The sequence below is a fragment of the Sodaliphilus sp. genome, assembly GCF_045598405.1.
Classification (GTDB): domain Bacteria; phylum Bacteroidota; class Bacteroidia; order Bacteroidales; family Muribaculaceae; genus Sodaliphilus; species Sodaliphilus limicaballi.
In genome coordinates this window covers 1-19,384 of the sequence record NZ_JAZLLZ010000138.1, presented here as the reverse complement: position 1 = coordinate 19,384, position 19,384 = coordinate 1, and the positions used below count along the sequence as shown (strand labels likewise).

The window sequence follows — 19,384 nt, the reverse complement described above, 5'->3', positions numbered from 1 at the left end:
TAAAAATATGAACGACTTAAAATGGTATGAACAAGCTGTGGGAGCAGCAACCGAAGTAGAATCACAGCCCATTGCCGACGTGTTTGACAGCAATAGAAGCGGAGCCCGCACCGTCAATGCTGTTCTCACCCGCCAAGCACAGCAAGAAGAACTGGTAGCAGCATTAGCTTACACTCTGGCTAATTTCACCGCAAGCGAAGAAGCCCTGCTTGTAACTAACGCCAACGGCAAACTGGTTCCTGTATATATCGACTTGAAAGAAACCAAAACCGTTGCACAACTCACAGCCGCCGCGAAGGAGAAAATCGAAGGTGCCGCAGCACAGGCAGCAACACTCGACGAGGTGGTGAGCGAGCTGGGCATCAATCCCCAAGTCGCACTTCTCACCGAACATATCGAAATCCCACAATACATCAACATCGCGCTGACTGTCGACGGCACTTCATTAAAAGTCGAATGGGACGCCGCATTGCATAGCGACGAAATCATCAAGCAGCTGTGCGAATCGCTCAACGTGGTGCTCAACGAAATGACCATTAAAGAGCAAGTTGACGACATGGAGCTCGTCAATGTTGACCAAATAGCTCAACTAGATAGTTTCAATGCCGGCAGCACAATGCATGCCGTGAACGAAGAGGAAACCATCGTGTCTCTCTTCAAGAAAACGGCCAAGACCTACCCCGACAACATTGCGGTGGATTTTAAAGACCGCAAGATAACATACAGGGAACTTGACGAAATGACCGACCGCATCGCAACAAACATCGATGCAAGCGTGGTGAGCATTCTCATTGGCCGCAGCGAGATGATGCCAGTGTGCTCGCTATCTGTGCTCAAGGCAGGTGCAGCCTACCAACCGCTAGACCCGAGTTACCCTCAAGAACGTCTCAATTTTATGGTCAAGGATAGCAACGCAACTCTGCTTATTGCCGACCGTGAATTGCGACACCTGCTCACAGAATATGACGGTAAGGTTATCTATACCGACGAGATGGCACATCTTGCCCTTAACGAGAGTGCAGCAGCTCCCGTGATTACCCAGAAGAGCGCATTTATCCTCTTATACACTTCAGGCTCGACAGGCGTACCCAAAGGCGTAATTCTTGAGCATGGAAACTTGGTTGCATTCTGCGATTACTATCGTCGCTACTACAAACTTACTAGCAACGACAAAGTGAGTGCTTATGCCTCATTTGGTTTCGATGCTAACATGATGGACACTTACCCCACCCTTACTACAGGTGCAACTATGGTTGTAATCCCCGAGGAAATAAGGCTTGACCTTGAGGCAATCGACACTTATCTTGCCGAGAAAGGAGTTTCAATCGCCTTCTTCACCACCCAGGTGGGCCAGCAATTCGTTTCGGCATTCCCTGTGCACAAGACATTGAGGCACGTTTCTATGGGCGGCGAAAAAATGGCAAGCATCGATCCTCCCGCGAGCTACACCATGCACAACTTGTATGGCCCCACCGAGTGTACAGTCTTTGTCACTATAGCTTCAGTCCTTGAGAAGGAACCTAATATCCCCATAGGCAAGAGCAATGACACTGCACCCTGTTCAGTTGTGAACAAGCATGGCAAGAAGTTGCCCACAGGTGCCGCTGGCGAGCTCATCATTCATGGTCCCCAAGTGGGACGCGGTTACCTCAACCGTCCCGACAAGACAGCAGAGGTGTTCGGTGTGTTCGGTGAGAAATCTTACCGCACCGGCGACATCGTGCGCTACCGCGAGAATGGGCAGATTGAGTTCGTGGGACGCAAAGATGGGCAGGTGAAGATACGTGGTTTCAGAGTCGAGCTTAAAGAAGTCGAGGCTGTGATACGCGACTTTAACGGCATCAAGGATGCGACCGTGCAGGCATTTGACCTTGAAGGCGGTGGCAAGTATATCGCTGCCTACATCGTGAGCGACGAACCCATCAACATCGAGGCTCTTAACGAATTTATCGCTGAACAGAAACCTCCCTACATGGTACCCGCAGTCACTATGCAGATTGAGAGCATCCCCCTCAATGTAAACCAGAAAGTTGACAAGAAGAAACTTCCCAAGCCCGAACTTGCGCCTAGCAACGATGACGAGAACGTGGCTACACGAGAACTGAACATGCTAGAGAAACGTCTCGTGGAAATCGTGGGCAAACTCATAGGCACCACTTCTTTCAGCGTGAGCACACCACTCAAGCAATGCGGACTATCTTCTATCCTTGCAATGCGCCTTGCAGTGCAGCTCAAGAAACAGTTTGGCATCAGCATGACAAGCAAGGAAATACTTGCAGGTGCGTCGGTAATCGACATTGAGAATGCCATCATGCAACACCTGCTCGATGGCGGTGCTGCCGATGTGCACGAGAAAATTGCCGAGATGGTTGAGCACAACAATGCTCCCCTCACCTATGCCCAGCAAGGTGTTTACATCGACTGCCTGCGCAACGCCGACACTACACTATATAACATCCCCGTAACGCTCGAATTCCCCGAGGGCACAACGGCCGAGAGCATCATTAGCGCTATCAAGGCTACCCTCGCCGCGCACCCCAGCATGTCGTTCATCTTTGACTCGGTAGAAGGCATCCCTTCACAGATTGTCAAGACCACCGAGTACAACATCGTTCCCAAGAAAGTCAATGCCGACGAGTGGGAGCAGTTCAAGCAAGACTTCATCAAGCCCTTTGACCTGAAAGAAGGTCCTCTGGCTCGTTTTGAGGTAGTGGAATGCGTGGGTAAGATGCATCTGCTGGCCGACATCCACCATCTCGTGGCCGACGGCATGTCAATCGACCTCTTCATCAATGACCTGCTGGCAAGCATGGAAGGCAAGGAAATCGAAGCCGAAGGCATGACTTACATAGAATACGCCCTCAAGCAGAAAGCTAACGAGGCTACTCCCGCGTTTGCTCGGAGCAAAGCATTCTTTGCCGAGCAACTCAAAGACTTCCAAACTAGCACAGAGATACCCGCCGACAAGAATGGCGAAGCTGCCGACGGAAACCTCGCTGGCGTGACAGTGCCTGTTGACTTCGACACCGTCAATGCCTATGCTACACGCTTGGGAGTTACTCCTGCTGCTGTTTTCCTGGCTGCGACCTACTACACTGTGGCTCGTTTCACTAACAGCAAACAAGTTTACCTGGGCACCATTTCCAACGGACGCAGCAACCTCGACATCTCTAACACCATGGGTATGTTTGTGGGCACACTGCCGCTGGCAAGCCTCATCGGCGACCAAACTGTTGACGAGTATGTTAAGCAGTGCGGTGACAACTTCGCGCTCACACTCGAAAACGAGAACTATCCGTTCATGCAGATTTCGTCAGACTATGGATTTTCTCCCAACTTGATGTATGAATACCAACGCGGCGTGCTTGAAGACTACACACTCAACGGCAAGAAGGTGGGTCAGGAACTTCTCTCGCTCGACAAGCCTCGTTTCAAGACATCAGTTAAGATTGAGGATGAAGGCGTGAGAGTTGAATATAACGATGTTTTCTACAACGAAGCCACAATGCTGCGCCTGGCACAGTGCATCAGTGCCGTTGCCGAGAGATTTGCAGCAGGCGAAAACAATCTGGTAAAGAACACTAGCATACTCACTGCTGAACAAGACTCCGAGTTGCAGTCCCTGCGACACACTTGCATGGACGAGAAGGCTATTCGCTTCAACTTGTTCCATGAGAGCGTTGAGCACTGGGCACAAGAAACTCCCGATGCTATTGCCCTCATCGCCACCAACGAGACGCTCACTTACAAAGAATTTAACGAGAAGGCCAACCTGCTGGCTCACGCACTGATGAGCCGCGGTGTCGAGGCCAACGACCGCGTGTGCCTATTGCTGCCACGCCGCAGCTGGCACATGATTGCCATGTTCGGTGTCATGAAAGCCGGTGCCGCCTATATCCCCTGCGACCCCGAGTACCCAGCTGAACGCATCAATCTCATCACCGACGACAGCCATGCAAAGTATGTCATCACAACCAAGGACAAAATGGAACCCTACGGAGATCGTGCGCTCGATGTCGAAGCACTGCTTTCCGAAAACCATCCCGTCACTAATCCCGGTGTAAAGATTGACTCCTCTTCACTGGCTTACCTCATCTACACATCAGGATCGACAGGTCGCCCCAAGGGTGTGATGCTGCACCACCACGGTATTTGCAACTACCTCACCCCCCACCCCGAGAACCGACACATCTATGCATTCGTCAACGAATGTAAGGCTATGATGGGTATAACCACCGTTTCGTTCGACCTCTCGTTGAAGGAACTGGGCGCAACACTCTACAATGGCAAGACACTCGTCCTTGCCAACGAGCAGGAAATCATGGATCCCCAGATGCTTGCCGACCTCTACAACCGCACTGGCTGCGATGCATTCAACGGCACACCTTCTCGCTTGAAAACATTCCTTGAATTACAAGCATTCCAGGAGGTAGTGAGCCGCTTGAAAGTGATTATCCTGGGTGGTGAGAAATACCCTGCAACCTTGCTGCCGCAACTGCGCGAGATCAGCAACGCACGACTTTTCAACACCTACGGCCCCACCGAGATTACCGTCAGCAGCAATGTGGGCGAGCTCACTAAGAGCGAGAGTGTCACTGTGGGTCCCCCGTTGCTCAACTATCATGAGTATGTTGTGGACAACGACCTCAACGAACTTCCTGTGGGCGTTGTGGGCGAACTCCTCATCGGAGGCCTGGCAGTGGGCAAGGGCTACAATGACCTTCCCGAGAAGACTGCCGAGGCATTCATTGAGTATAACGGCATGAGATGCTACAAGTCGGGCGACTATGCTCGCTGGAATCCCGACGGACAAGTTGTGATACTTGGCCGCAAGGACCACCAGATCAAGCTCAACGGCCTGCGCATTGAACTTGGAGAGGTCGAGACAGTTCTCAACCGCCAGCCGCAAGTCAAGGAAGGCGTTGTGATGATTAAGAGCATCGAGGGACATGATCACCTCGTGGCTTACTTCACATCGGCCGAGACCGACTGCGACACCACTGTGCTCAAGCAGCAGATGGCAAAAAGTCTCACGCACTACATGGTACCCACCATCTTCATGCAACTTGACAAGATGCCCATCTCACCCAACGGCAAGACCGACCTCAAGTCATTGCCAGAGCCCTCTCTAGGTGACCGCGAGTATGTAGCACCGGCCAACGATCTCGAAAAATTCTTCTGTGAAGCGTTTGCCAATGTTCTTGAGCGCGAGCAAGTGGGTGCTACCGACAACTTCTTCGAGATTGGCGGTACATCGCTGGTTGCAATACGCATCGTCATGGCAGCAATGCAGGCAGGACACAAGATTGTTTACAAGAACGTTTTCGACTGCCCCACACCTCGTGCACTAGCAACACTGCTTGGTGCCGAAGCTCCTGCCGAGAACGCTAAACCAGCTGTCTCAAAGCCCGTTGAAAGTGCAAAGGGTGTGATAGATAATCCTGAAGACCCCGAAGCTTCTCACTACGACTATACTCTCATCAACGAGCTTCTTGCCAAGAACACTCTCGCCAACTACAAAGAAGGCGAATTGCGAGCCCTGGGCACTTGTGTGGTTACAGGCGCAACAGGCTTCCTGGGCTGCCATGTGGTCAAAGAACTCATTGAGCGTGACGATGTTGATGCAATCTACTGCATGGTGCGCAGCAACCGCCGCCAGAATGCCGAGAGCCGACTGCGCACACAGTTGTTCTACTACTTCGGCGAGACCTATGCTAATCTCTTCGGCACACGACTCATGATAATCGATGGCGACGTGACAAAACCCGAATGTCTCGACATTGTACCCACCGACACCATCACAGGCAACATCACAGTGTTTAACTGCGCCGCTAATGTGAAACACTTCTCGGCAGGTACCGACATTGAAGACATCAACATAGGCGGTTGCCAGACATGTATCGACTGGTGTGTCAAGCATGGAGCACGCTTCATTCAGACATCTACCCATAGTATTGCTGGTAACACTGTGAGCGACAAACCCGTGCAACCACACCTCATCACCGAGCAACAACTCTACTGGGGGCAGGAGCTCAACAACCAGTACACCCACTCCAAGTTCATAGCCGAGCGCAATGTGCTTGAAGCAGTGGCCGAGCGCGGTCTTGACGGTAAGATAGTGCGTTTGGGCAACCTCAGTGCCCGAAGCACCGATGGTGAGTTCCAAATCAACTTCACCAGCAACTCATTCATGGGCCGCCTGCGCGCGCTGCAGACTGTGGGATGCATGCCCTACTCTATGTGCTCCGGCACAGTCGAGTTCTCGCCCATCAACGAGGTTGCACGTGCTGTGGTGCTGCTTGCCACACAATCAAGCGACTTCACCGTGTTCCATCCCGTGTGCGCTCAACGCCAGCTCTTCGACAATGTAATCGTGTGCCTCAACAAACTTGGCATCAACATCGACACCGTTGAAGACGGCATCTACGAGCAAGCGCTCATGAATGCGATGAACGATCCCGCCAAGGCTCCCATCCTACAAAGTCTCATGGCCTACGATGCTAGCGGAGACAAGTATGTGGTTGAAAACAGCGACAACAACACGTTCACATTCCAGGTGCTCCTGCGCATGGGATTCCGCTGGAACTTCACCACATGGGACTACATGGAGCAGTTCATCAAGGCTATCCAGGAACTTGGATTCTTTGATGACGACTATCAACGATAATTTTTCTATAAACCTACCCGCTATTGCCTCCGCAATCTATTCCGGTTGCGGGGGCAAGAAACGGGAGATTAACGAACTAATATGTCAATACTCGGTAATAAACTGAATATGTCCAAATATGGACTTGAAGCCAGGATGACAATTCACATTGTCATCACTGTGGTCATTGTGTCTATCATCCTGACCGCCATCGCTGCGTCCATGTATGAGCAAAAATATCAAGAAGAACTCGACAATGAACTGGAATCAGCGATAGCAATTACCGAGAAAATAATTGACATCGAAATCTCTAAAATCGAGACAGCGGCCAACACGGCTGCCCAACTCTATGATTACGAGGGATATGATAAGGACGATGTCGATAGCATCCTCACGCGCTCCATCAAGGGAAATCCCGTGCAGTTTGCTACAACCATCATCCTCGACAATAGCTACCCTAGCGATAACAAACTATTTGCCGTGGTTTCGTGCAACGATAAGATTAATATTCTCAACATTTCCCGCGACAGTCTCACCCATCTCAAGGATGATGACAACTGGATGCACTCTTACATTAATGGAGAGAAATATTGGTCCCTGCCCTATCAATACACTACTAACGATTCTACCGAATTAAACCTCATCTCTTACAGCATCCCCATCACCAACAAAAACGGCAAGATATATGGCATATATTGCTCCAGTATTACTATCGACTGGCTAGAAAAAACCATCATCGAATCAAAACTGCAAGACAACATTGATGTCACTGTTGTTGCCGACGATGGCACCTATATCATTCGACCAGGGGAGATTATTGCTAACACTCCGCCAGAAGACCTCGTCGTCAAGAAACACCGCAACGATCGTTTGGGGTGGAACTTCATATTCTTGTCACCCCACAGCACCATCATGCACTGCGTGTGGAAGGCAGTACTCAAGATTGTGGGATTTGTTTCACTGCTCATTCTCATCTTGTGCATCTCCATCATCTACAACGTGCGTCATGTGGCTCGCCCGTTTGTCAACGAACAGAAGAAGATTGCACAAGACAAGGCTAGCATGGACAAGGAGGTAAGCCTAGCGGCCAACATACAACGCCAGCTCCTCACCGACTCAGCGATAACCCATCCGCTTTTCAACCTTAGTGCTTCACTAACACCTGCCAAGAACATAGGTGGGGACCTCTACGACTATACCTTTAGGGGAAATAAACTGTATTTCTGTATCGGCGATGTTTCGGGTAAAGGGCTGTCGGCTTCTCTATTCATGGCGATGACCACAGTGCTCTATAGACACACCATTAACGAGGAGCACACCACTTCGCCCAGTGAAATTGTGGCAAAGATTAACAAAACGCTGTCGCTTGAGAATTCAGAATGTATGTTTGTTACTTTCTTCACCGGAATACTTAATTTGGATGACGCCACTCTGCAATACTGTAATGCCGGACACAACGCCCCAGTATTGAACACAAAGTTCCTGAACGGCAACAACGGAATGCCCATGGGCATTGACCCCGACAGTGAATATGATACAGTAACCATACGACTCAACCCTGGCGACAAGCTCCTGCTCTACACCGATGGCGTTACCGAGGCAATGAGCAAGAACAAGGAATACTACAGTGATGACCGTCTAATCACACTTTCTGCAAAGATTAAAGAACTAGCACCTTGCGACACAATAAAAACTATAAACGATGACATAGAAGCATTTGCATCGGGTGCCGAACAATTTGACGACATCACTATGCTATGTATTAACTACAAACCAACATTATGACGAATATGAAACAATTTATTATAGCACTCACCACCGTTGCAACCATCACATGCGGCACAGCATCGGCGCAACATGTAGGAAAAAACGGCACTTACAACATCACTGGCACAAGTCTTGCAACCATGCACTCAGCCCACGACGTGCTTGTGCAACTCCCTGGAGTAACTTTTAAAGCCGATGAGTTCCAAGTAGCTGGACGTGGCGTGCCTGAGATTTTCATAGGAAAGCGAAAGGTAAAACACATCAACGAGTTGACTCAGATTCCAGCTTCTTACATTAAAGATATTGAAGTGATCACCGAACCTGGTGCCGAATATGGCAAAAACGTGCAGGCAGTCATTGTCATAGAACTTGTAGATGACCATACCGAAGGTTTAAAACTTAACAACGACCTTAACCTAGTTTACAATTCTTTTTTTGCACCCAGCGACCAACTCACCATGATGTACAAGCGCTCTAACTTCCAGATAGGTGGTCAGCTTGGCATCACCGAGGTGCGCAACAAACTAGAGAACCAAAACTTCACCCACACCTACAAATATGATGGAGTACACACCATGCTAGACAGTTACACGCATGAGACAATGACCCCTTATACACACAGCCAAACGCTTACGGGTAAATTTTATGGTAGTTATAACATTAACTTGGATCACACGATTGCTGCAAGCTATTATGTAGATTGGCAACGCCGCAACGATAATAACAAATACGAAGATATAACCACTGTTTATGGTGTCAAGAACAATGTAATTGACATGACTAAACCTCTGTCATGCGACACTATATATTCATCAGGTACTAACCCCAAAGCACATCATGAATTCAATATTGAATATCATGGCAAGGTGGGAAAAGTGTCACTTGCAGCAGGCAACAACACCGTGTGGAACCGCTCTTTCGACACCACAAACAAATACAGAATCATAAACAGTATCATCGACTTTGATTTTCCCAGCACCAACCACAACAACAAGCTATCGACCGACACTCGTTCTTACTTCACGGCTTCCATGCCGCTTGGCAATGGTGCCATAGGTGGCGGTGGCGAGTTCAACACCCGTCGCATGGACGCACAACTCATTGAACTCACAGGTGCGCCCAAGGACAACACCCACGGCATCACAAATGAGCACACTTATGCCGGCTACCTCAATGCTACGCAAGACGTGAGCAATTGGAGTTTTGCTGCCGGTCTGCGTTATGAGCACGTGGGATTCAAGTACAGCGCTTGTCCCGATGACCAGGGACTCATCATCCTGGGACGTGACGATTTTACTTTCCAACGTAATTATAGCCACCTCTACCCCAGCGCAATGGCAGCTGTGAAGCTCAAAGACTCTAAACTCACGCTTTCTTACACGCGCAGCTACAACCAGATCAATATGGCTAACGTGAAGGTTATAATCATGGGGTCGTTCAGCATAGACAACTACATGCTTCTCACCGAGCGCATCAACACCACATCACTCACATGGGAATGGAAATGGCTCACTCTTAATGCCACACACCGACTCTTTATCGACCCGCTGTGCCACACCACCAACGGCAATGTTGACTTCAACGGCAACGACTACCATGCACTTGACTTCAACCTGAACCTCACCCCGCAATTCGGCATCTGGCACCCTGCACTCACCCTGCACGCCCACAAGCAGTGGTTTGACATTGCATTGAGCGATGGACGCACATGCCTTAACACGCCCTTGTTTGAGACACAGCTGCTCAACAACTTCGTTCTCCCCCACGACTGGACTATCCGTCTCAACGGGGACTGGCGCACTAAGGGTTGCGACCGCAACGTGCGTTACTACAAGCACAACTTCCAGCTCGACGCTGCCATCCAGAAGACACTGCTCAACAATAAACTCACCGTTGAGCTCCAAGGCAATAACCTGCTCTACGGATCCTACGATGACGTGTCGGTCTATACCGACTACCACCAGCGAGTCAACAAAGGTCACAAAAACCGTATGGAGCGCAATGTGATCCTCTCACTCCGATATAGCTTGTAACAAGGAAATTATATAGGTAACAATGGCATCTCACAACGAACTCGGGCGTGCCGGCGAGCAGGCCGCATGCGAGCTACTCATCACCAAGGGATACACGATACGTGAAACCAACTGGCGTTTGAATCATCTCGAAATAGATATTGTGGCGCATGACCCGGCTACGAACACTCTTCACATAGTCGAAGTGAAAACCCGCACCAGCGACGTCCACTTCGACCCCATGCAAGCCATCACCGCCGCCAAGAAAAGAAACCTCATCAACGCTGCCAATGCCTACCTGCGACACTACCAGCTGCGATGCGGCATACAGTATGACGCAATCATCGTGGTCGGGAAACCCGACAACTTCAAGCTGTTACACATCCCCAAAGCATTTTATCCCAAACTAAAAACCTACAGGTAACATGTTCTTTCATATAGCCTATCGGACTATACCTCCTATGTATCTGTCAGAGGCAATTTGAGGAGAGAGTAATAACCCAGGCACACACCAGCCATCTTCCTAACTTGTACCATCCTTGTTTTTTCTTGATATCAATAACTTTATAGATAGCTGTAGTGTTTTTTATCGAGTCTAAGAATACTGAATCCTCAGCGTTTAGTCCCCTAAAAAACGGTTCTACATCGTCCACAGTTGTGACTTTTTGGGCATTAAGATTGAATGCCATACTTAATTAGCACGGATGAAATCCCGTTAGTGCGACCCCTTCGAGGTCGGTTGCAATATGCCCATTTGTCCCGACGGCCTTCGGCCATCGGTTACGATGCAATGTGACGACTCCGTCGTCAATTACCCACCAGAAAAATCCGTAGATAATAGGGACGGGTCTTTTTATCTAGTTATTTGCCCTTGCAGGGTAGATAATAGGGACGGTTCTTTTTATCTAGTTTTTGCCCTTGCAGGGCGTTTCGCTCCCTCTTCATGCTAAAATCTACTCAAAACATTTCTCAAAATCGCCTCGACATAATAAATAGAACCCACCTTTACAAATTATTCAAAAATTATAGGGAACAGATATTTCCATATAAACATTAACTGGCTTTCCATTATACATGCCGGCTTTAAAGCCTTTCAGGTTTGATACAACATTTAATGCGCATTCATCAAAACTTGGGTTTGCACCCTTTACGATGTGGGGATTCTTTACCTTTCCATTTTTGTCTATGATGAATTTTACAACAACCCGTTCTCCCTTATAGTTGTGACTCCTAAACACTTCGGAATTAATAGCATGTTTAAGTGAAATATTCCCACCTTCAAACACAGGAGCTTCGTCAGTCCAGCCAAATGCGATACAATCATCATCCCAACAATCATGAGGAACTCGACGTAAGCTGTCTTCATCTACAATTAGATATTCTGTAAGCTCTTCACATTTACAAGCATCGGGGGATGACATGAATTCTATATCGACAAACTTGTCGGTTTTTTCATACATCTGTTGAATAAGGTACTTGCCTTTTATGTAACACAACTGGTTTCCAATATAGCAACATCCATCGATAACCTTATCTAGGGAGTCTATAGAATATCCCTTGTACTCATAATGGAAAGTCATCAAACGAAGATTATACTTGACCTTTTCGCCATCAATGTTTACCTGCTTCATGTCATTACAGAATTCCAGTAATAATGGGACGTCGTCAGCCAGGGCTCCAAACGCGAGCTTTTCTATTTTATCTTTTGTATTGGTATCCTTGAATACAAATAATGGTAATTTGAACTTATTTTGATGAACTGTTCGGTGTCCGCTTGACTGTTCCATGCTTGTGTTATCATATTCCAAGCCAATATTCTGAGCATAAGAACAGGCGAAATCAAACGAAACAATTAGGAATATAAATAAAAATTTCTTCATGACTTTGTGAATATTTCAAATTTACTGAAGTATCGGATGTTACCAAAAAATCGCCCAGCATTAGATAATAGGGACGGTTCTTTTTATCTTAGATAATAGGGACGGATCTTTTTATCTAGTTTTTGGCTTTGGAGGACTCGGAGTTTCTGTGCTCCACTCCGTCACGTTCATCCGATGTAGTGAGCAGACGTCCTAAGAACCCCAAAAATGTCATTTATTACTCAACTTTAGCATGTGAAACCATTTGAGCCTCACCTATTTGCTCCGATTAGCGTCCTGCTGGACGCAGTGCGTGTTGCATTTCTTCCCCCACCGCCACTTCGTTCGGCGGTGGGGGTTATTTAGGTATTGTCCTACCGGACAACAAATTAGCAATATTTATTATCAAATGCTAAAGTTGAGTTTATTATTTGATACCTTCTGGATTCTAATTCAAACATTCAAATTTCAGAGGGTTCGGTTGTATTTGTTTTGACGATGCAAAATTATGAAATAAATCTGATTTTCTTATTACATTTACATCTCATTTTTTAAATCACAAATCGTTAATATCCAACGGCTTGAAAAAAGAAAATCTCACTGTTGGCTAATTAAGGAGTGACGCAACACATCTCATGCACAGATTAGCACGGATGACAGCGGATTTTTCCGGTGGATGCCACGTTGTGGGCATCCGGCTTGTGCGACCCCTTCGAGGTCGTTTGCTATATGCCTCCCGACGGCCTGCGGCCATCGCTTACGATGCAATGTGACGACTCTGTCGTCAATTACCCACCGGAAAAATCCGCTGATCCTATATTTGCACGAATGACTATTGCGTGATTTGGCAGAGGTTCGACGGCCGCCTTAAAGTACACCTTGTGCCATCATTGCACGTGCAACTTTCATAAAGCCTGCAATGTTAGCGCCCTTGACATAGTTAATGGTTCCGTCAGGGTTTTGACCATATTTGCGACACTGCTCGTGGATATTTGCCATTATATCCTGGAGTCGCTGATCCACTTCCTGGGCAGTCCACGACATCTTTTGTGCATTTTGTGCCATTTCAAGTCCAGAGACCGACACACCGCCAGCATTTGCAGCCTTGCCAGGAGCATAAAGAATCCCAGCATCGAGGAAGGCATGTACCGCCTCGGGGGTAGAGGGCATATTGGCTCCCTCGCTCACTGCAATCACACCATTGCCAAGGAGTGCGCGAGCGTCGTCACCATTGAGTTCGTTTTGCGTAGCACTGGGCATTGCTATGTCACAAGGCACTTGCCAAGGCTTGCCACGGTCGAAATATTCACAACCATATTTCTCGGCAAATTCACGCAAACGTCCACGATAATACAGTTTCAGTTCAAAAATAAACTCATATTGCTCCTGCGTGAGACCATCGGGCACATATATAGTGCCATCGCTATCGCTCATAGTAACAACCTTGGCGCCAAGCTGAAGGAGTTTCTCGGCTGTATAGATAGCCACGTTGCCCGAGCCTGAAATTGCTACACGCTTGCCCCTAATGTCTATTCCACGAGTTGCAAGCATATTAAGCAAGAAATACACGTTGCCATAACCTGTGGCTTCGGGGCGAATGAGCGAACCGCCAAATTCAAGCCCCTTTCCAGTAAAAGTACCCGTGTTCTCGCGAGCCATCTTCTTGTACATGCCATACATGAAACCCACCTCGCGTCCGCCAACACCGATGTCGCCAGCAGGGACATCAGTGTCAGGACCAATGTGTCGCCACAATTCGGCAACATAAGCCTGACAGAAACGCATTATTTCCATGTTACTCTTGCCCTTGGGACTAAAATCACTACCGCCCTTGGCTCCACCCATGGCGAGTGTGGTGAGCGAGTTCTTGAATGTTTGTTCAAAAGCAAGGAATTTGAGAATTGACTGGTTGACCGATGAATGGAAACGAACTCCTCCCTTATATGGTCCTATTGCATTGTTGTGCTGAATGCGATAAGCCATGTTTGTGCGCACGTTGCCATCGTCGTCAATCCAGGAAACACGAAATGTAAAGATGCGATCAGGAATACACAATCGCTCAATAAGATTGTAGCGTTCAAACTCTGGATGCTGATTGTAAACCTCCTCAATAGATGTCAATACTTCCTCTACTGCCTGCAAATATTCAGGCTCATGAGCAAAACGACTGCGCAAGTCGCTCATTACTTGTGATGTTTTCATACCTCAAAAATAACTTTGTAACATTTAAATCTAAATTTCATTACAAAGTTATACAATTCCCCTCTAATTTACAAACATTTCGTAGTATATTTTTTATTATTCGTTGCATTTTGATAGTATTAGACCGCTTTTTGCTCAAATTCAAATTTCTCGTCCTTTTGTTCTGTCGCACCTATCGGCGGGATAAATACCTTACTACATATCACAACTTGCCTAACGTGTGCTGAAATAAAATATTAATTCTGTGAGACCAGCGATATCGGCGCGGGAAGTCTTATCTTGAAAAAGAGGCTGCGCCTTTGTGGGCACAGCCTCTTTGATGGGGTTGATGATTATGCTTTGATTAGAAAGCGGTAACGATACCCATGAAGTCAGCGCACTTGAGTGAAGCACCGCCGATGAGACCGCCATCGATGTTGGGTTTAGCAAACAGCTCGGGAGCGTTGCTGGGCTTGCAAGAACCACCGTAAAGGATAGTTGTGTCGTCGGCTACCTGGGCGCCATACTTCTCGGTGAGGAAACCACGGATGAAAGCGTGGATCTCTTCGGCCTGGTCGCTGGTTGCAGTCTCGCCTGTACCGATAGCCCAGATGGGCTCGTAAGCGATAACGATCTTGCCAAAGTCCTCTGCACTGAGGTGGAAGAGCGAACCCTCGATTTCTTTCTTGATCACGTCGAAGTAAGAACCGTCCTTGCGCTGTGCAAGAGTCTCACCGCAGCAGAAGATGATCTTAAGACCGTTAGCAAGAGCCAGGTCAACTTTCTCCTTGAGGATCTCGATAGTCTCGTTGTAGTATTCGCGACGCTCGCTGTGACCCAGGATTACATACTGTGCACCTGTTGAAGCGACCATAGAAGCAGCAACCTCGCCAGTGTAAGCACCCTTGGCGTGGTCGGCGCAGTTTTCAGCCGATACAGCTACCTTGCCACCCTCAACGGCAGCAACAACGCTTGTGAGGTGAGTGAAGGGAACACCCACTACTACGTCACACTTCAGGTCAGCTACAGCTGCAACAGCCTCGTTTACTTCCTTTGCCAACTGAACACCTTCTTGTACTGTAGTGTTCATCTTCCAGTTACCTGCTACAATATTCTTTCTCATTTTATTTAATTGTATAAAAATTATATATAATTGTTCTTTGTTATCAATTCCAGTGCAAAGTTAGTGCAAATTTTCCAATATTGCAAAATTTCAGCAATATCTGTGCGGGCTTCGCTATGTTTTCTTCTTGTCTTTTTTCCTACCGAAAAGGAGGTGCGTGCGGTTGACGATGAGCACTGCCAGCATGCTTGCAAGATACAAGAGAACGAAGTTGAGCAAGCGTCCTTTGGGGTTCATGTCGTCGGCAAGCTGCGACACGGGTAGTTCACCATCGTGTATCACCTGCGGATCAATCGACACCAGTGTGCGCTTCCACTCGACTACTCCGTCACGCGCATAGACGATTGCAGGATTGCCGCGTGCCATCATCTTTATCTCGCTGTCGTCGGCACTATACAGGGGATAGTGTGCCATCGCTATGTCGTTCCACTCTTCGATTTGCTCCTCGCTTGCCGATGTCACGCCCACCACATTCACGCCATGGCGATAAGCATACTCTTGCAGTTCGTTGATGAGAAAAGTGGATGCGATATTCACCTTTTCAATCTCGGGAATGAGGATGAGCAGCAGTTGCTCGCTGGTAACTAACTCGTCGCTCACGTCGTCGCCATTGTCCCACACGGCAAAGCTGTTGCCCGTAGCATTAGAGTCGTATTCGTGTGACGGCGCCACCGCCTTGCGTGCAACAAATTCCCAGTCGCTGTCGTCATCGGGCACGCTGTCGATCGTGAACTCACGCTCTACCCCATCGCGGGCATAAATAAATACATAATCGTCATCGCTGGGCGATGTGGCATTAGAAACCAACTTGGTGCCTATCTTGTAAGGGCGGAAGTCGAGCATGGGCTGCGTGAAATAGCCCACCACCGAAATGGTTATCGGCAGGATGAATGACAGCAGCATGACCATCCACTGCACAGCGGGCCCGTAGAGCGACGGCACGCATTTGTTGAGCAGCACCAGGTAGATAGTGCCAGCCAGCAGGACGACATTCTTGCCAAACGTGGCCCAGTTGCTCATCACGAGGTAGTCGCCGAAGCAGCCACAGTCGGGCACAGCGTCAGTGATAGCAAGCCACAGGGTGAGCGGCGTCATGACTAGCATGAACAACGCCGCAAGCACAGGAACCACGCGACGGCACGAGCCGGTAAGCAACAGGACGCCCAGGACAAACTCTACCGCTGCCAGAGCAAATGCACCGAAGATCGTGAGACCAGCCAGGCTGTCAAGTCCCATCGTGAGCAGGTATTCATTCAGCTTGTAATAAGTGCCCCACGGGTCTATGGCCTTGACAAAGCCGGAGAAAACAAAGACACCGCCCACGACAATGCGCATGAGCGTGACCATAACCTTGACCACCCATGAAGATTTAGATGATGAAGCGGGAACCTTGTTCTCAACTTCAGTGTGCGCAGGATTGTTATTATTCTGCTCCTTCGTCATGCTTTATCAATGCAAACACTGAATAGTTGATCATGTCCTGATAATTGGCATCGATACCTTCACTCACGAGGGTGTTGCCATTGTTGTTCTCAATCTCCTTAGTGCGCTGTATCTTCGACAAGATGAGATCGGTGTAGCTCGAGATGCGCATGTCACGCCAAGCCTCGCCATAGTCGGTGTTCTTTGCGATCATCAGTTCCTTGGTGGCGTTGATGTGACGGTCATAGAGAGCCAGCGCTTCCTCGGCAGTCATATCTACCGTATCGCTATATCCGCGCTCAAGCTGCACAAGTCCCATCACGCCATAATTGATGATGCCGATGAACTCGGGCCAGATGCCCTCGCCCACCTTGGTCTCGCCATTGACCTCAAGTGTGCGGATGCGCTTTGCCTTGATGAATATCTGGTCGGTTACCGACTGTGGACGCAGTATGCGCCATGCGGGGCCGTAGTCTTTCATCTTTTTCACGAACAAGTCGCGGCAACGAGCTATGACTGCATCATATTGTTTACTTGTATTACTCATTGATTATTACCTAATTTGATTCAATCTACAAAGTTACAACTATTTTGACGAAAACGAAAACGAAAACGAAAACTTTTTCTTACCATGCCCACACTAAACCATCAAATATGGGCAACCTTATCATACTTGAGGTTTTCGCGTGAGTGAACCCAGGTAATCGTAGTGCTCGCCGTGCTCGATGACCTCAAAGCAATAATCATGCTCGGAAGCGGCTTCGGCCATCGTGTCGGCATCAATATATAGCCAGTCAAACTGTTCTCCCTTCACGCGGCCATACTGCATTTGGTATTGTATCTCGCCATAATATCCAGGGGTGCCAGGAAGTTCGATGATGCCGTCCTCGCCTTCAAACACATAGCAGATGTCGCTTGAATCAAACAACACCTTGCCACCCGGGGCAAGAATGCGGTCAAGCTGCTTGAAGAATTGCTCCATACGGTCAAGTGTGCCCACGATGCCAATTCCATTCATCAGCATCAAGATAGTGTCGTATTTTTCCTCCACGTCATAGAAGTCCTGTTCTAAAACATGAGCGAGACCACGCTTGCGCATAGTTTCGACCGACGACGGCGAAATGTCTATCGCAGTGATATTTGCTCCGCGCCGTTGCAGTTCGAGCGAGTGACAGCCTGCACCAGCCCCCACGTCGAGAATGCGTCCCGAAGCAAGTTCGACAGCCTTTTGCTCAAGGACGGGCATATCTTTGAAGTCACGAAACAACGTGGCTACGGGGAACTCGTCCTCATAGAACATGGGAGAGAACAACCGCAACTTGCTGGCCTTTCCGGTGGCATGAAAATCGGCAATGGCCAAGCCCATGGGATCTTTGTCTTTAGTCATAATCATAAAAATAAATAAAGTCGCCGCCCGACGTAAAAGCAAGCAGCGACTCATTATGAGAAATCCACACCAAAGGGATATGATGAAAAACTCCGATAAAAACAGGTTTTGAGGGCTCCATGCCTTTGTAATCCTCCGGTCGCGAAGACACCCTAAGGTCGAGGCCCGCCATTGGCATGAATGCTTATCTCGGCATTTCATTATAATTTGAAGAGTATCCCAATCAGCTTTGATGTGGAATGTTATTTCAATGAACTAAACAACGTCTCTGTTGTCAATGCAAATTTACAAACAAATCTTCACACTGCCAACAAAAGTGAGATGTTTTTTTTCATTTCCATAAGTGTACACCTATTTGAAAGAAGAAGTGCGACCCCTTCGAGGTCGTTTGGAGCGTGTTCCTTCCGACGGCCTGCGGCCATCGGTTACGATGCAATGTGACGACTCCGTCGTCAATTACCAACCGAAATACCAACCTGGATACCAACATCAATAATCCGATGATCCGTTATCATCAATTTAATGAGAACATATGGTAATCTTATTTACTTTATGCAATGTGACGACTCCGTCGTCAATTACCAACCGGAATACCAACCTGGATACCGACATCAATAATCCGATGATCCGTTATCATCAATTTAATGAGAACATATGGTAATCTTATTTACTTTATGCAATGTGACGACTTCGTCGTCAATTACCAACCGGAATACCAACCTGGATACCAACATCAATAATCCGATGATCCGTTATCATCAATTAAAGAATCCCGTATTTTGTCCCCTATACAAATAGGCATAATTGCTAGTGTTTTACATCCAAACGTGCCAAATCAGCCGATTCTATCCGCTAATCAGTTGCAAAATTAAAAGCAAACGAATAAAAACACTCATAATTATCTCTAAAAACTTGCATATGTCATATTAAATGTGTACCTTTGCATAGGGTTTATAATAAAGTATAGCCCTATACAGAACAATGGCA

At 48.0% G+C, this 19,384-nt stretch carries 10 protein-coding genes; 4 read left to right on the top strand and 6 right to left on the bottom strand.

What is annotated here, in order from left to right:
- The first annotated feature begins 7 nt into the window (after positions 1-7).
- The 4 genes from ACKI3C_RS09765 to ACKI3C_RS09750 all read left to right on the top strand — a co-directional run bounded on the left by ACKI3C_RS09765 (position 8) and on the right by ACKI3C_RS09750 (position 10,849).
- Positions 8-6,667: an amino acid adenylation domain-containing protein gene (locus ACKI3C_RS09765; RefSeq protein ID WP_407404506.1), complete on the top strand. Its 6,660-nt coding sequence runs from the start codon at positions 8-10 to the stop codon at positions 6,665-6,667.
- A gap of 108 nt (positions 6,668-6,775) precedes the next feature.
- On the top strand, positions 6,776-8,431 hold the full coding sequence (locus ACKI3C_RS09760; protein WP_407404504.1) for a SpoIIE family protein phosphatase: 1,656 nt from the start codon (positions 6,776-6,778) through the stop codon (positions 8,429-8,431).
- Positions 8,432-8,436: 5 nt separating this feature from the next.
- Positions 8,437-10,446, top strand: a complete 2,010-nt coding sequence (locus ACKI3C_RS09755; protein ID WP_407404502.1) for an outer membrane beta-barrel protein — start codon at positions 8,437-8,439, stop codon at positions 10,444-10,446.
- Positions 10,447-10,468: 22 nt separating this feature from the next.
- Positions 10,469-10,849 carry a YraN family protein gene (locus tag ACKI3C_RS09750; protein WP_407404500.1) on the top strand — a complete coding sequence of 127 codons (381 nt, stop codon included), beginning with the start codon at positions 10,469-10,471 and terminating at the stop codon, positions 10,847-10,849.
- Between the two features lie 592 nt (positions 10,850-11,441).
- Here the strand turns inward: ACKI3C_RS09750 and ACKI3C_RS09745 are convergent.
- The 6 genes from ACKI3C_RS09745 to ACKI3C_RS09720 all read right to left on the bottom strand — a co-directional run bounded on the left by ACKI3C_RS09745 (position 11,442) and on the right by ACKI3C_RS09720 (position 18,403).
- Positions 11,442-12,305: an energy transducer TonB gene (locus ACKI3C_RS09745; protein ID WP_407404499.1), complete on the bottom strand. Its 864-nt coding sequence runs from the start codon at positions 12,303-12,305 to the stop codon at positions 11,442-11,444.
- Positions 12,306-13,151: 846 nt separating this feature from the next.
- Positions 13,152-14,486 (bottom strand): NADP-specific glutamate dehydrogenase, encoded by a 1,335-nt coding sequence (locus ACKI3C_RS09740; protein WP_407404497.1) that lies wholly within the window; start codon positions 14,484-14,486, stop codon positions 13,152-13,154.
- 343 nt (positions 14,487-14,829) lie between these two features.
- A complete protein-coding gene (gene tpiA / locus ACKI3C_RS09735; RefSeq protein ID WP_407404495.1) occupies positions 14,830-15,588 on the bottom strand; it encodes a triose-phosphate isomerase in 759 nt (252 codons plus the stop codon).
- Positions 15,589-15,702: 114 nt separating this feature from the next.
- Positions 15,703-17,031, bottom strand: a complete 1,329-nt coding sequence (locus tag ACKI3C_RS09730) for a BT_3928 family protein (protein ID WP_407404493.1) — start codon at positions 17,029-17,031, stop codon at positions 15,703-15,705.
- Positions 17,012-17,557 (bottom strand): DUF1599 domain-containing protein, encoded by a 546-nt coding sequence (locus ACKI3C_RS09725; protein ID WP_407404491.1) that lies wholly within the window; start codon positions 17,555-17,557, stop codon positions 17,012-17,014. The genes ACKI3C_RS09730 and ACKI3C_RS09725 overlap by 20 nt, the downstream gene beginning before the upstream one ends.
- A gap of 120 nt (positions 17,558-17,677) precedes the next feature.
- Positions 17,678-18,403: a class I SAM-dependent methyltransferase gene (locus ACKI3C_RS09720; RefSeq protein ID WP_407404489.1), complete on the bottom strand. Its 726-nt coding sequence runs from the start codon at positions 18,401-18,403 to the stop codon at positions 17,678-17,680.
- Between the last annotated feature and the right edge of the window lie 981 nt (positions 18,404-19,384).

Coding starts and splice junctions, on each gene's coding strand:
- tpiA (WP_407404495.1), bottom strand. CDS start 15,588: ATGAGAAAGAATATTGTAGCAGGTAACTGGAAGATGAACACTACAGTA.
- ACKI3C_RS09765 (WP_407404506.1), top strand. CDS start 8: ATGAACGACTTAAAATGGTATGAACAAGCTGTGGGAGCAGCAACCGAA.
- ACKI3C_RS09720 (WP_407404489.1), bottom strand. CDS start 18,403: ATGATTATGACTAAAGACAAAGATCCCATGGGCTTGGCCATTGCCGAT.
- ACKI3C_RS09750 (WP_407404500.1), top strand. CDS start 10,469: ATGGCATCTCACAACGAACTCGGGCGTGCCGGCGAGCAGGCCGCATGC.
- ACKI3C_RS09760 (WP_407404504.1), top strand. CDS start 6,776: ATGTCCAAATATGGACTTGAAGCCAGGATGACAATTCACATTGTCATC.
- ACKI3C_RS09725 (WP_407404491.1), bottom strand. CDS start 17,557: ATGAGTAATACAAGTAAACAATATGATGCAGTCATAGCTCGTTGCCGC.
- ACKI3C_RS09745 (WP_407404499.1), bottom strand. CDS start 12,305: ATGAAGAAATTTTTATTTATATTCCTAATTGTTTCGTTTGATTTCGCC.
- ACKI3C_RS09740 (WP_407404497.1), bottom strand. CDS start 14,486: ATGAAAACATCACAAGTAATGAGCGACTTGCGCAGTCGTTTTGCTCAT.
- ACKI3C_RS09730 (WP_407404493.1), bottom strand. CDS start 17,031: ATGACGAAGGAGCAGAATAATAACAATCCTGCGCACACTGAAGTTGAG.
- ACKI3C_RS09755 (WP_407404502.1), top strand. CDS start 8,437: ATGAAACAATTTATTATAGCACTCACCACCGTTGCAACCATCACATGC.